At 60.4% G+C, this 14,243-nt stretch carries 12 protein-coding genes; 7 read left to right on the plus strand and 5 right to left on the minus strand.

Annotation, left to right across the window (positions count from 1 at the left end; translation table 11 throughout):
• Window positions 1-61: 61 nt before the first annotated feature.
• The 5 genes from L904_RS05735 to L904_RS05755 form a co-directional block, all read right to left on the minus strand.
• Window positions 62-973: an ABC transporter substrate-binding protein gene (locus L904_RS05735; protein WP_020812318.1), complete on the minus strand. Its 912-nt coding sequence runs from the start codon at window positions 971-973 to the stop codon at window positions 62-64.
• 97 nt (window positions 974-1,070) lie between these two features.
• Window positions 1,071-1,955 (minus strand): AraC family transcriptional regulator, encoded by an 885-nt coding sequence (locus L904_RS05740; RefSeq protein ID WP_031234321.1) that lies wholly within the window; start codon window positions 1,953-1,955, stop codon window positions 1,071-1,073.
• 386 nt (window positions 1,956-2,341) lie between these two features.
• Complete coding sequence (locus tag L904_RS05745; protein WP_020812320.1) at window positions 2,342-3,394, minus strand: NAD(P)-dependent alcohol dehydrogenase; 1,053 nt, start codon at window positions 3,392-3,394, stop codon at window positions 2,342-2,344.
• Between the two features lie 260 nt (window positions 3,395-3,654).
• On the minus strand, window positions 3,655-4,104 hold the full coding sequence (locus L904_RS05750) for a DUF1801 domain-containing protein (protein WP_020812321.1): 450 nt from the start codon (window positions 4,102-4,104) through the stop codon (window positions 3,655-3,657).
• Window positions 4,105-4,233: 129 nt separating this feature from the next.
• The gene (locus L904_RS05755; RefSeq protein WP_020812322.1) at window positions 4,234-4,827 is read right to left on the minus strand and encodes a TetR/AcrR family transcriptional regulator; all 594 of its coding nucleotides are present in this window, start codon (window positions 4,825-4,827) and stop codon (window positions 4,234-4,236) included.
• A 121-nt stretch (window positions 4,828-4,948) separates the two neighbouring features.
• On the opposite strand from L904_RS05755, the gene L904_RS05760 reads away from it, so the two are divergent.
• The 7 genes from L904_RS05760 (at window position 4,949) to L904_RS05790 (ending at window position 14,230) form a co-directional block, all read left to right on the plus strand.
• Window positions 4,949-6,175: an MFS transporter gene (locus L904_RS05760; protein ID WP_020812323.1), complete on the plus strand. Its 1,227-nt coding sequence runs from the start codon at window positions 4,949-4,951 to the stop codon at window positions 6,173-6,175.
• A 303-nt stretch (window positions 6,176-6,478) separates the two neighbouring features.
• Entirely contained in the window at window positions 6,479-6,982 is a 504-nt protein-coding gene (locus L904_RS05765; RefSeq protein WP_020812324.1) for an RNA polymerase sigma factor, read from the plus strand.
• A gap of 151 nt (window positions 6,983-7,133) precedes the next feature.
• Entirely contained in the window at window positions 7,134-8,090 is a 957-nt protein-coding gene (locus tag L904_RS05770; RefSeq protein WP_020812325.1) for a FecR family protein, read from the plus strand.
• Between the two features lie 116 nt (window positions 8,091-8,206).
• On the plus strand, window positions 8,207-10,627 hold the full coding sequence (locus L904_RS05775; protein WP_020812326.1) for a TonB-dependent receptor: 2,421 nt from the start codon (window positions 8,207-8,209) through the stop codon (window positions 10,625-10,627).
• On the plus strand, window positions 10,627-11,517 hold the full coding sequence (locus tag L904_RS05780; RefSeq protein ID WP_020812327.1) for an ABC transporter substrate-binding protein: 891 nt from the start codon (window positions 10,627-10,629) through the stop codon (window positions 11,515-11,517). The genes L904_RS05775 and L904_RS05780 overlap by 1 nt, the downstream gene beginning before the upstream one ends.
• Window positions 11,514-13,484, plus strand: a complete 1,971-nt coding sequence (gene fhuB / locus L904_RS05785; protein ID WP_020812328.1) for a Fe(3+)-hydroxamate ABC transporter permease FhuB — start codon at window positions 11,514-11,516, stop codon at window positions 13,482-13,484. Before L904_RS05780 ends, fhuB begins: the two co-directional genes overlap by 4 nt.
• On the plus strand, window positions 13,481-14,230 hold the full coding sequence (locus L904_RS05790) for a siderophore-interacting protein (protein ID WP_020812329.1): 750 nt from the start codon (window positions 13,481-13,483) through the stop codon (window positions 14,228-14,230). The genes fhuB and L904_RS05790 overlap by 4 nt, the downstream gene beginning before the upstream one ends.
• Window positions 14,231-14,243 lie beyond the last annotated feature (13 nt).

Below are 14,243 nucleotides of genomic sequence, written 5' to 3' on the forward strand. Positions count from 1 at the left end.
TCGATGGTCGGGATTTAACCCCGCCCCCGTACAAGACGGGGACGGGACCTGGGAGGAGTTCTTACCAGCTGAACTCGCCGGCGTTCTTGCTGTCGACGACCATGACGTCGATCGGCACTTCCTTCGGCACGACGCGAGCGCCCCACTTCTGGGCCAGCGCCATGGCAAGGCCAACGCGAACCTGATCACGCGGGAACTGCGCGGTCGTTTCGATGAAGGGCGTGCCGTCGGCAATCGCCTTCACCGCTTCCGGAGCACCATCCACCGAGGTGAGCTTGATGTCCTTGCCGGAACCCTGGATCGCGGCCATGGCGCCCATCGCGCCGCCGTCATTCACCGAGAAGATGCCGGCGAGGTTCGGATGCGACTGGATCATGTTTTCAACGACGCCAAGCGCAACGGAGCGGTCCTGACGGCCGTTCTGCGTATCGACCAGCTTGATGTCGGCGAATTCGGCAAGCGCCGCCTTGCAGCCTTCGACGCGCTGCAGGATCGGCACGACCGGGATGCCATCGAGGATAGCGACCTCGCCCTTGCCGCCGAGGGCCTCGCCCAGATATTTACAAGACATGTAGCCGGCATCGCGGTTCTTCGAACCGACGAAGGTGTCTACCGGGCCGTTGGCGTTAGCGTCGACGGCAACCACCGTCACACCGGCAGCCTTGGCGGCGTGAACGGCGGCTTCGATGCCGGCGCTGTCGGTGGGGTTCAGAAGCAGGATGTCGATCTTCTGCTGCAGCATGTCTTCGACGTCGGAAATCTGCTTTGCCACATCGTGGCCGGCATCAGTCACGACAACGTCGGCGCCGATGCTTGCGGCGGCTTCCTTCAGCGCTTCCTGCATCGACACGAAATAGGGGTTGTTCAGCTCCTGGAAGGTCATGCCGATCTTCAGCTTTTCCTGCGCCAGCGCCGGAGCGGCCATCATTGCAATTGCGGCTGTCGCCATCAGAAACTTGGACTTCATTTTCATCTCACTCTTCCTCCCGGTTGGAAAATTGGGGCAACAAGACCCCGTTTCCGGACAGCCCTCTGCCCGAATTCTAAAAAATCGGCGATGTGTCGCTGGTTTAATCCGCCATGACCGCTGCCTTCTGGGCTGCGAATATTGTGCGGAACCTCGACGGCGACATTCCCTTCAATTTCAGGAAATGCCGGTTGAAATTCGAAAGATTGGAGAAGCCCACATCGTAGCAGACCTCCGCCACCTTAACCTCCTGATCCGCCAGCAGCATCTGACAGGCAAGATCGATGCGTAACTGATTGCGATACCGCACCAGCGTCGTTCCCGTGTGACGCTTGAAGGCGCGGGAAAAGGCGCTCTGGCTCTGGCCCACCATCTCGGCGAGGTCGATTTCCTCGACCTGCTCGGTCAGGTGCTGGCGCAGATGCGACAGCGCGCGGTTGATGCCGCTGTCGCCAATGCCGGTCAGGTCCAGCTCGTAGCTCAGGCTTGCCAGCACCTCGGAAGATGGCGCGTTGACCAGCAGATCGAGAATTTCCCAGAAAAGCGCGAGCCTCGTCAGCCCCTGCGCCTCGATCAGCCGAAGGATCAGCGGACGAACGCGATCGCTTGTCTCATCGTCGAACAGAATGCCGCGGCGGCTGCGGTCCAGCAGCGCACGCACCACCTCCATCTCGGACATGGAGGTGCAGGCATCCTCGATAAAAGCCTCCGGAAACTGGATCACGAGAGAGCGTGTCGGCACGATCTCGTCCGGCTCGATCTCGCTGATCCAGTTCTGGGGGAGATTGGGACCGGTCATGATGAGCTGACCGGGGCCGAAACGGCCAACGAAATCGCCGATATAAAACGTGCCTGACGTGGCGACGACGAGGTGGATTTCGTATTCGGGATGATAATGCCAGCGCACGGTGCGGAACGGATAGCCATGCCGCCAGGCGGCGAAGGATTCGCCCTTGCGGATGTGCACCAGTTCCAGATCGGGCTGCATCATAGTTCCTCCCATCGACACGTCCGCCGCATTTGCGGAGCAGAGCCATTCCTCTTTATGGCTCGTCCCAGGCGTTGATGAGGAGCATATGGCGTGCGCTATCTGTGCTTCCACATCACGCCGAAGAAATTACCGATACTTTTTTGACTCTTTTTTGTCGGGAATTGAATAGTCGCCGTATGGGGCTGGCCAGAAACTCGGCGGCCGCGCCGATTTTTTTGCACAATTCGGCGTGATCCGCTCAAACAATGCTCACCCGGAGGCGATATCCGGTAAATTTTTGGAGTGCGGACCGCCGGACAACGGCAGGCCGCACTCATACTTTTCCGCAGCATCTCTGCCACTCAATCATCGGTGGCAGGCATCGGCGGTCGGCACGCGATCTTTTATTGCGGCATCACGATCTGAAGTTTCACGTCCGTTTCCCGCGCCTCCACCGCACGGTCGAAGCCGGCGATGCTGTCTTCGAAGGGAATGGTCGCGGAAATCAACGGCTTCAGGTCGACCTTGCCGGAGGCGATGAGCGCAACTGCCCGGTCGTAAACATTGGCGTAGCGGAAAACCGTTTCGACCCGCAGTTCCTTGGCCTGCAGGCCGACAATATCGACAGGAACCGGATCGACAGGCATGCCGACCAGCACGATCGCGCCGCCCGGCCGCGCCAGCTTCGCCATGCCAAGCACGGCGGGTGCTGCGCCCGAGCATTCGAAGACGATATCGCAGCCCCAGCCGTCGGTCGCCGCCGAGACGGCCTCGGCGAGATTGCGTTCGCGGATGTTGACGGTTTCGATGCCATCATAGGAACCGATGATATCGAGCTTCGGCTGGGCGAGATCGGCAACGATGACCTTGGCGCAACCGCCGGCAAGCGCCGCCAGCGCCACCATCATGCCGATCGGACCTGCCCCGGTGACGACAGCGATATCGCCCGGCTGGATACGCGCCCTGAGCGCCGCCTGCATGCCGATGGCGAAGGGTTCGACCATGGCGCCTTCGGCAAAGGACACATTGTCGGGCAGCTTGTAAGTGAAGGCGGCGGGATGAATGACCTCAGGCGTCAGGCAACCATGGATCGGCGGCGTCGCCCAGAAGCGGACAGCCGGATCGACATTGTAGATGCCGAGCTTGGAGGCGCGCGATGTGGGATCGGGAATGCCGGGCTCCATGCAGACGCGGTCGCCCACCTTCAGATGCGTCACCTCGTCGCCGGTTTCGATCACCGTTCCAGACGCTTCATGGCCGAGCACCATCGGCGCGTTGACGACGAAATGACCGATCTTGCCATGGGTGTAATAATGGACGTCCGAGCCGCAGATACCGACCGTGTGGGTGCGGATGCGCACATCCCTGGGCCCGAGTTCACCGGATCCTGCTCCACCCGGAATGTCAAAATCCCTGAGCGAGAGCTTGCCTTTTTCTTCCAGCACCAATGCCTTCATCTCATCCTCCGTGGTTTGCGATACGCCTGGCAGCGAATTCAGTGCGCGTGATGGCGTGCAACCCCGGCAAAAGTAAACAGAAATCGGCCGGATCGGCCGGTTTTTCTTCACTCCGGAAAAACTGTATCGGACAGCCCGCGATTTCTCATCATCCGCAGCGCGACGCGATCCTTAAGAGGCAGGAAAACCGGCATGATTCGTCTGCCTATTTCGCGATCATCGCATGCCCAAAAGCCTGTCGCACCGGTAAACCCCGTCGCTCACATTTTTTCGCCGGGCAACACGCTCGCCTGCCTCAGCCACTCCACGAACTGCGCTTCATCAAACGCATCCTCGTGGATATCGAGGTAACGGACTTTCGGATGTTTGGAAGTGCCGGGCGGCAAAGGCTGCAAGGATGCGCCGTTAAGGAAGGTCACCTTGATATATTTCGTAAAGCAGTGAAGGCTGAGGAACCAGATATCGTCCTCCATGCCGTAGAAGGGCGAATTCCACTTCACAGCCTTGCGCACGCCGGGCACGACACCTTCGATCAGCCTGTCGATACGGCCACCGACCGCACTTTTCCAGCCCGGCATGGCGGTAATATAGGCCTGCACCGGCGCGTCGCCATATCCTTTTGCAATCTGGGGATTCCCGCCCGAAAGAAGCTTTGGCGATTGATCCGATGGCGCGCTTCCAGACGCTTTTTCCGACGGCTTGTCGACCATAACCTTGACCTCAGAGGTGTCAAACAGGTGCTACCAATAACATGATCCGTATCTATTTCAGATATTTCTGCACATTTTCCGTGATGATCGCCTAGCCGACCCGGAATAACAGATAGGCAGCTATGCGGGTCAGTCTTTCCTGACCCGCAATCCCTCCAGAAAGGTCCGGAAACTGCCGACAGCCCGTTTCGAGGTCGTTTCCGGGTCGTCGGAATTGGCTATCCATTGGGCGGCGCTGCTGCTCGCCGCATTGATGAAGCGGGCGCATGCCTCCGGATCGATGTCGCCGATGGTGCCTTCTTCCCGGAGCGCATCCAGGCTTCGGGCGACAGCCGAGATACAGCCATTGGCATTGGGCCAGCGCGACGGATCGCCGAGCACCGCCGGCCCGTCGCGAAACATGATCCGCTGGATTTCCGGTTCGAGAGCCATGCGCACATAACCGACATTCTCCTCGACGAAACCCTCCCACCGGGTCGCGGCCCTCGAGGAGATGTCACAGAGCCTCTTCGTCATCTCCGCATCGATCTCGGCCACAACCGCCAGCAACAGGCCTTTCTTGTCGCCGAAATGGTGATAGAGCGCGCCACGGGTGAGACCGGCTTCGGCGGTGAAGTCGTCCATCGACGCTTCCGCATAACCGATGCTGCCAAAGGCCTTGCGGCCGGCAGCCAGAAGCTTCGCCCGCGTCTCGGCAATCATTTCACTGCGAGGTTTGCGCATTTCTTCTCCATTTTTCACATACGACGCGTATATTAGTTGACATACGTGTCGTATGCAATTATCTCATTCACATACGCCACGTATGTATGTGGTGGACACCCTTAGAACAAGGTGCATCCCGATGTCTAATCCATACAGAGAAATTTTCCGGGCTCCAGGCGCAAAAGGCTTTTCCGCCGCCGGTTTCTTCGCCCGGCTTCCCATTGCCATGGCCCCGATCGGCATCGTCGCGATGCTTTCCCAGACTCACGGTGAATATTGGCTGGCCGGCGCCGTCTCGGCAACCTTCGCATTGACCAATGCCGCCCTCTCCCCGCAAATCTCCCGGCTGGTGGACCGAAAGGGGCAGAGCAAGGTCCTCATCCCCGCCACCATCGTCTCGGTCATCGCCTTTGCGGCGCTGATTATCGCGACAAATCAGAGATGGCCCGCCTGGACGCTGTTCCTTTCCGCCTTCCTCGCCGCCGCCATGCCGAGCATTCCCGCCATGATGCGCGCCCGCTGGACGGAAATCTTCCGCGACCGGCCGGAGCTGAACACCGCCTTCGCCTTCGAATCCGCCGCCGACGAACTTGTCTACATCTCCGGCGCCTCGCTTTCCGTTGGGCTTGCGGTTTCGCTTTTTCCGGAAGCGGGCATGATGATCAGCACCACCTTCCTGGCGCTCGGCACCTTTGCCTTCCTCCTGCAACGCTCGACCGAGCCCAAGGTGCGGCCGGTTGAAAGTGGCCGCCCGCAGCGTTCGGCCATCTTCCTGCGCCCGGTTCAGATCATCACGCTTGCGCTGATCTTCGTCGGCTCCACTTTCGCCACGGCCGAGGTAAGTGCTGTCGCAATCACCAAGGCGCTTGGTCAACCGGAAGCCGCCAGCCTCGTCATCGGCGTCTATGCCATCGGCTCCTTCGTGGTCGGCCTCATCCTCGGCGCGCTCAACCCCAAAATGCCGCTGCAACGGCAATTGCTGATCGCCGTCAGCGTGCTCGCGCTCACCGCCCTGCCGCTGCTTGTCGCCAACACCTCGGTTCCGCTTCTCGCTTTCGCCGTTTTCCTCAGCGGCGTTGCAATCTCGCCGATTTTCATCACCTCCTTCGGCCTGATCGAACGCCGCGTGCCGGAATCGATGCTGACGGAAGGCGTAACATGGGTGATGACCGGCATAGGTATCGGCATGGCGCTCGGCGCCTTCGTCTCCGGCTGGGTGATCGACAATTTCGGCCCGGATAACGGTTTCTGGGTGTCCGTCGCCGCGAGCCTTTCGACAGTCGCCATCATCGCGCTCGGCCAGCGCAGCCTCTCCGGAGATCGCGGACGGTCGGATATGGAGGCCGTGGCACAGCCTGCCGAATAACAACCTTTACTCGCATCCTGCCTCGTTCATCGCGGCAATTGATATATACGCAGGAAAGGTCACAGACTAATCCATAGTACAGCGACTGTTTTACTTTACCGTCGCCCCGCAAGCATGATACCGGCAACATCAACGGCCGATGATATCATGCCTGCGGGGCGATCCTGCTTATCGAAGCCGTCGCTTCGCATATTCTCGAATTCGGCACCGATTGTAGATAATCGACCGACGGCTGCATCGTTCGACACACCGACCGCCCGTTCACCGGGCAGGCACGGGGTCGATTACCGGAAGGCAAGGCTCTTGAGTTGGGATCTGCAGGAATTGTTCCGGCTATATGCGAAGGGCATTGTCAGGTCCCTGCGCAGCAGGGGCATCGATCCTGAAACGGCATCCGATCTGGCGCAGGATGCGTTTTTGAAGGTGCTCGCCTCGCCGCCGCCGGCAAGTGCCGCTTCCCACAATCCCAAATCCTATCTCTATACGGTGGCGCGTAATCTCAGCATCGATCATTATCGCCGCGAACGCAGTCTCCGCCGTGTCGACCTGCCGCAAAATGCTTTCGATGCCATCATCGACCCATCGCCATCGGCTGAAACCATCGTCTATGACCGCCAGCGGCTGCAACTGGTGGAACAGGCGCTTGCGGAACTGCCGCGTCGGGTGCGCGAGGCCTTCCAGCTGCACCGGATGGGCGGCCTGACGATCAGCGAAGTGGCGCAGAAGCTCGGCATGTCCACCACCCGCACCTGGGTTTTGATCCGCGACGCCTATGAACACATAGAAGACCGGCTGAACGGTCTGTAGAGGGCGGGCACCGTCATCTTGACCCAGATATCGCCGTTTAATCGCCGGCCTGCGCATTAAACTTCTTTCATTCGGAAATATGCGGCCTCTCATTCGTATATATCAAAGGCTGTGACATTGTCCGGTCTCCGGCAATCCTGAAAGGCTCCCTATGAACGAAGTGTCGGAAGAACGGCGCCTGTTTCGTGAAGCTGCGGATATTGCCATTCGCCTGCAGAACGATCCCGGCAATCCCGTCGCCATCGAAACGGCACGCGCCTGGATCGAGCGCGGACCGGCCCATGCCGCCGCCTGGGCGAAGGTCGCCGCAATCCACGGCATGACCGGCCAGATTCTGGCCGAGGAGGCCCGTTCCTCGCAAAAGGGCTTCGATCCCAACCGGCGTCTTCTGCTTGTCGGAGGCGCGCTCTGTCTCGGTGCGGCGGCAGGCGGTTCGGTGCTGGCACCTTATGTGACGTTACGCGCCCGCGCCGATTATCTGACATCGACGGCCGAGATCAGAGAAATCCCCCTCGAGGACGGCAGCATGGTCACGCTCGGACCGGACAGCGCAATCGCCGTCGATTTCGGCGAGCGGACAAGACGGGTGAACCTCCTTGCCGGCATGGCCTATTTCGATGTCATACCCGATGCCTCGCGCCCCTTCTCCGTCGCCTACGGACCATTGACCGCCACAGCGCTCGGAACCGCTTTCGACGTTTCAGGCGATGATCTCTCCATCTCCGTCTCCGTCGATCATGGGCTGGTTCTGGCCACATCGCCCGATCTGCCCTCTCCCGGCGGCGAGAAACTGGCTGCAGGCGACTGGCTGACCTACGATCAGGCATCGCGCCGTATGGATCGCGGCGTCAGGGAGGCTTCAGAAATTGCGGCATGGCGCACGGGCATGCTCATTGCCGAAAAGGAGACGGTCGCGGCGGTGGTCAATCGCATCGCCCGCTGGCAAAAAGGCAAGGTGGTCATCGCCACCCCTGCCCTGAAAAACAACGTCGTCAGCGGCGTCTTCGATCTTGCCGACCCCATCCGCGCGCTCGATGCGGTGGTGCGGCCATTCGGCGGCAAGGTGCGGGCCGTCACGCCGTTTTTGACCGTTATTTCCTCCATCTAAGAAAACTTGAGAAAAAGAGGAAAATTTTCGAACGCCATTCGTATTGTCCTCAGAGAACCCGTCGCCAGCATAGGCCGGCCGGTCTCCGGGGACAGATTTAATGGAGTGGCTTTCACATGGGGAATGAGTTCTCATCGGCTCATAAGGGTACAAACAGGGGTCGTAAGGGTCGTGGCGCGCTGTTTTTCGCCTTTCTGGCGACGACCACGGCGCTCGCCGCCGGCATCGCGGCACAGCCGGCCTTTGCGCAGGCGGTTTATTCGGTTCCGGCCGGCCCACTGAACAAATCGCTGGCAACCTTCGGAAAACTGTCGGGAACGCAGATTTCCTACGATGCCTCGATTGCACGCGGAAAACTTTCGCAGGGCGTCAGCCGCGCGACAACCCGCGAGCAGGCGATCGTGGAGCTTCTGCGCGGCACCGGCCTCGTTTATTCCTTCACCGACGCCACCTCCGTCGTCATCGCCGCGCCGGTCAGTGCCGCAAGTGCCGCGGCAGCCGGAAACTCCACCCTCCTCGCACCCATTACGGTTCAGGGCACGCGCGGCGCCTCCGTATTGCAGCAGGACGGGCTGGCCCAGGATGGCTACCGCACGGAAACCCTGTCCTCTCTCGGCCTGCTCGGACAGACAGCCATTCGCGATACACCGTTTTCCGTCACCGTCGCGCCGAGGGAGCTGATCCAGAATATCCAGGCACAATCCCCGGAGGATATCTACCGCGTCCTGCCGACCATCCGCAGCCAGACGCCGCAGATGTCCGGCTGGGCGCCGATGGCCAATATTCGTGGGTTCACCACCTATGACACCGCCGAAGACGGCTTCCGCCGCTCCTACAGCCACGCGACGGTGCTGGAAGACAAGGAACGCACCGAGGTTCTTTCCGGCCTTTCGGGCTTTCTCTATGGCGCGGCCTCGCCCGCCGGCATGATCAACTATGTCTACAAGCGCCCGACGCAGGAACGTTTGAACAGCGTGACGGTCGGCAATTACGGCGGCGCGCAGGCCTTCGTCCATGGCGATTTCGGCGGCCGCATCGATCCGGAAGGCGACATGGGTTATCGCCTCAATATCGTCCGTTCGGCGGGCGACACGGCCATCGATGACCAGAATGTCGACCGCTTTCTGGCAAGCGGCGCTTTCGACTGGAACATTACCGACCGGCTGAAGCTGGAACTCAATGCTTCCTACAGCAAATACAAGCTGGACGCCGCCAACTCCTACTGGGCTTTCGCAGACGGCGTGCTGCATGGCGATGCGCCCGACGCCAGCAGGAACTGGAGCCAGCCCTGGATTCACGACGAAATCGAGAAAAAACGATACTCGGCCAAGCTCACCTACGATGTGAACGACGCCATTACCCTGCGCGGCGGATATATGCGGGAATATATCGACCGGCCAGTTCAGGATCATACGATGAATCTTGTCCAGTCCGCGGAGGAATATTCCCAGATCGCAATTCGCTCCGGCAGGACAAAAAACGTCTTCGACGCCGCGAATATTTTCGCGGACGTCTCCTTCGACACCGGCGCGGTCTCTCACAAGCTGACCGCCGGATACTACATGTATCAGGGCAAGGACTGGGGTACGACTTACAACCCCAATACTGGCTGGCAGCCGTCTTTCCCCCTGTCTTCTCCCCGGCATATTGCCGAGCCGACTTTCCCGCCAAACACCGGCACGCTCTACAAGTCCGGCTATGTGCGCAATCATAACTTCGTCGTCGGCGACCAGATCGAATTCGACGAACAATGGTCGGCCCTCGTCGGCGCCAATTACAGCATCATCCAGAGCCAGTCGCTGGACAGCAGCGGCGCCCGCTCCGCACCGGATTACGATGAAGCAAGGCTCTCGCCCTCGGCGTCGCTGCTGTTCAAGCCGATAGAGGCGATTACTCTATACGGCAGCTATATCGAAGGCCTTGAGCAGGGCGGCGTTGCGCCAGATACGGCCGCAAATAGCGGGCAGATTCTCGCCCCCATGGTCAGCAAGCAGAAAGAAATCGGCATCAAGGGCGATGTCGGCGACATGCTGCTGACGGCGGCGCTGTTCGACATCTCCAAGGCCTACGAACTGACGACGGATGCCAATATCTACACGCAGGACGGCCGCCAGCGCCATCGCGGCATCGAGTTCACGGCGACCGGCAAGGTGACGGATGACCTTACCATTCTCGGCGGCTTGACATTCCTCGACGCCAGGGTCGAAGGCGGAACCTATGACGGCAAGCGACCCATGAACGTCGCCAATGTTCTCGCCAAGGTCTATGCCGAATATGAGGTTCCCACCGTCGAAGGTCTCTTCCTGACCGGCGGCCTCTATTACACCGGCAAACAATGGGCGACATCCGAAAACAACGACCGCCTTTCCTCCTATGTCACCGCCGATCTTGGGCTGCGTTACACCACCGAAAACTTCGGCAATCCGCTGACATTCCGGCTGAATGTCAGCAACATCACCGATGAGAACTACTGGCAGAACAGCTATTATCTCGGAGCGCCGAGAACCGTCTCCTTCTCGGTTCAGGCGAAATTCTGATGATGCTGCGCAGTTCCCTATCCCGCAGAGCGCTGCTTTGCGGGACAGGTGCTTTTTTCCTTACAAACCGGCCCTCATCGGCCGCCCGTTCCGGCGGCATCGTCGCCATGGACTGGGTGAGCGGGCAGAACCTGCTGGCGCTTGGCGTGCAGCCCGCAGCCATGCCGGAACTGGAACGTTATGGCAGCCTCGTCGTCGAACCGGCGCTGTCGCCCTCGGTCGCCGAGCTTGGATTGCGGTCCGAGCCCAATCTGGAACTTGTGGACTATCTTCGGCCAAGCCTCATCCTGCACAGCGACGATTTCACCATGGCTGCCGGCCGGCTTGCCGCCATCGCCCCCACCCACCTTTTCGATGCCGGCGTCACTGCGGGCGAAAACCATTTAATCAGTGGCAGAAACGCTCTCATCGCGCTCGCCGCGCGGATCGGCGATCCCGGCCGGTTTGACGCATTTGAGGAAAGTTTCGACGCGGAAATACAACAGGCACGCGCACGGCTCTCCGCCTATGATGGACGGCCTCTGCTGCTGGCGACCATCATAGATGGCAGGCGACTGCTGGTTTTCGGCAGGAACAGCCTTTTCCAGAATGTTCTCGATCAATTCGGCATCGAGAACGCCTGGGATGGTTACACCTCGCAATATGGTCATACGACAGTGACGGCCGACCAGCTTTCCCGCCATCCGCAAGCGCGGCTTCTGTGCATCGGCGATACCAGCAGCGAGAAGTTGGATACGCTTCTCAGCGCGCCGGTCATCAAAAGCCTGCCCTTCATTCGCGAAAACCGGTTGGCGCGTATCAGGGACGTGCTGTTTTACGGCGGATTGCCGCCGGCAAGACGTTTCGCCCGCCTCGTTTCCGAAGCCCTTGCCGGTGAGGCATCGCCATGAAGACGACGGCGAACATATCCGCGATCGTCGTCACATCGCTCGCCATCGTCTGCGCCGGCCTTGCCGGCTTCAATCTGTTCCTGCGCATGCTCGATGGGACGCCGCTTGCAGCCCTGTTTTTCCCCGATCCCGACATGACGGCGCAGGTGCTGCTTCACAATACCTTGCTGCCGAGGATCGTGGTGGCGCTGATGACCGGCGCGACGCTCGGCCTTGTCGGGGCGATCCTGCAAAACATTCTGCGCAATCCGCTTGCCGAGCCGGCGACGCTCGGCATTTCAGCCGGTTCCTATCTGTTGCTTGCCATTGCCACGCTGTGGTTCCCGCAATGGACGGACGCACGGGAATGGATCGCCTTTGCGGGCGCGGCGCTGTCACTTCTGGCAATCCTCGCACTCTCCTGGCGCAAAGGCCTGTCGCCCGTCACCGTCACGCTGGCAGGCATGATCGTCAGCCTTTATTGCGGCGCTGCGAGCGCCGTTCTGGTGCTGTTCAACCACGATTTTCTCGTCAGCATCTTTTTATGGGGTGCAGGATATCTCGATCAGCAGGACTGGAGCGCCGTCTCCTTTCTGGCCCCTCGTCTCGCCGTGCTCGTCCTTGCAGTCGCGCTGCTTCTTCGCCCCCTGACGATCATGACGCTTGAGGACGCCAATGCAAAAAGTCTCGGCCTGTCGCTTGCCACTTATCGGCTCATGACGCTGGTGGTAGCGGCGGCCTTGACGGCGGTGGTCACCGCCTCCGTCGGCATCATCAGCTTTATCGGGCTCGCCGCCCCCGCGTTGGCGCGCGCCTGCGGCGCAAGACGAATGGCAGCACAGCTCGGTTATTCGGCAGCGCTTGGCGCGCTGCTGCTGACCTTGACCGACCAGATCGTCCTGTTTTTTCCCGTCACCTATCGATTGTTCCCGACCGCAGCCGTCACCGCTCTTCTCGGTGCGCCGCTGATGTTCGCGCTGATCCGGCGGCTGAAGATGCCGGCCCCGCCGCAGCCGGGCGCGCAGCCGGCGGCAGCGCGCCTTGCCTCGCCCATTCCGGCTTTGCTCGGTCTCATCGCCATTCTCTGCGTCGCCGCAGGTGTCGCACTCTCCGTCGGAAAAAACACGGAGGGCTGGTTTTTATCGGGACTTTACGATCTGCATGGTCTCGGCTGGCGCTGGCCAAGGGCGCTCGCGGCCTTCAGCGGCGGGGCGATGCTGGCGCTTGCCGGCGCCATTCTGCAGCGCGTCACCGGCAATCCCATGGCGTCGCCGGAGGTGCTGGGTGTCTCCTCCGGGGCGATGCTCGGCGTCATTCTGGTTCTTCTCACCCTTGCCGCCCCCACCCGTGGCGCGCAAATCCTCGCGGGTGCGGCGGGTTCGCTGACGGTTTTGCTGCTGATGCTGACCCTGTCGCGCAAGCCGGGTTTTTCCGGCGATCGGCTGCTGCTGATCGGCATTGCGCTCAGTTCCGTCTCCGGTTTCGTCATGGCGGTATTGATGACATCGCAGGACCCGAGGCTCGGTCAGCTTCTCGCCTGGCTTTCCGGCTCCACCTATGCCGTCGCGCCGGGCGAAGCCATCATGGCGACGCTCCTGCTTTCCGGCGGGCTTGCCCTCGTTCCCTTCATTCGCCGCTGGCTGGAAGTGCTGCCGCTTGGCGAAGATATCGCCCGAAATACCGGCGTCTCTGTCGTGGCGAGCCGTAACGGTCTCTATTCGCTTTCCGCCATTCTCACCGCAAGCGCGACGATCCTCGTCGGACCCTTGAGTTTCGCCGGCCTGATGGGGCCGCATCTGGCGCGGCTTGCGGGTTTCCAGCGCGCCGGCACACAATTGCCGGCGGCGGCGCTGATCGGCGGGCTTATCCTGCTCATCGCCGACTGGCTGGGGCGCAACCTTATCTTCCCGTTTCAGATACCCGCCGGCCTCCTGGCGACGGTGGTTGGCGGGCCGTTTTTGCTTGTACTTATCGGAAGGCGCGCATGACCATATTCGCGGATGACAGTTTCAGGATTCTGACAGTGGTCGACAGCCAGCGCCTCACCCCATTCATGCAGCGCCTGCGCTTTACCGGCACCGGTCTTCACCGTTTCAATACGCTGAAAAACCTCCATGTCAGGCTTTATTTCTCAAAGCAGAACAAGAGCTTCAACTGCAATCTGCCCGCCACGAAAAATGCTGCGGAACACACAGATGCCTTCGCTGTCCGTTATTACACGATCCGGGCGATAGATCCCGATAGCGGTTTTATCGATATCGATTTCGTTCTGCATGAGGATGCGGGGCCGGGATGTTCCTTTGCCCGGAATGCACGTCCCGGCGCGCTTTGCGGCATGTCCGGCCCGTGCGGACTGGGAATGAAGCCGGCAAAAAACTATCTGCTGGCCGGGGATGAAACGGCCTTACCCGCCATTGCCCGCATCTGCGAGAACCTCCCCGGGGATGTTAACGGCCAGATTTTCCTTCGGGCCGAGAATTGCCGATATGACATCGTCGCGCCGCCCGGCATGCAAATATGCTGGTTGCCGCGCTCGACGGTATCTCCCGCAAAATTCATCGAACATGTTGGCGGGGCGGCGATGGAGACAGCCGCTTCCACCAATGATTATTTCCTGTGGCTCGCCAATGCGTTCTCCCAATGGCAGGACTTTCGGGACAAGTTGTCGGTCCTGTCCAAGAAACGTTATCTCAACGCCTGTTACTGGCGGGACGACATGACGACGAGCCACTGAGGAAAGACGCAAA

Origin of the sequence: Agrobacterium sp. LY4, assembly GCF_001526585.1 — a bacterium.
GTDB lineage: Bacteria > Pseudomonadota > Alphaproteobacteria > Rhizobiales > Rhizobiaceae > Agrobacterium > Agrobacterium leguminum.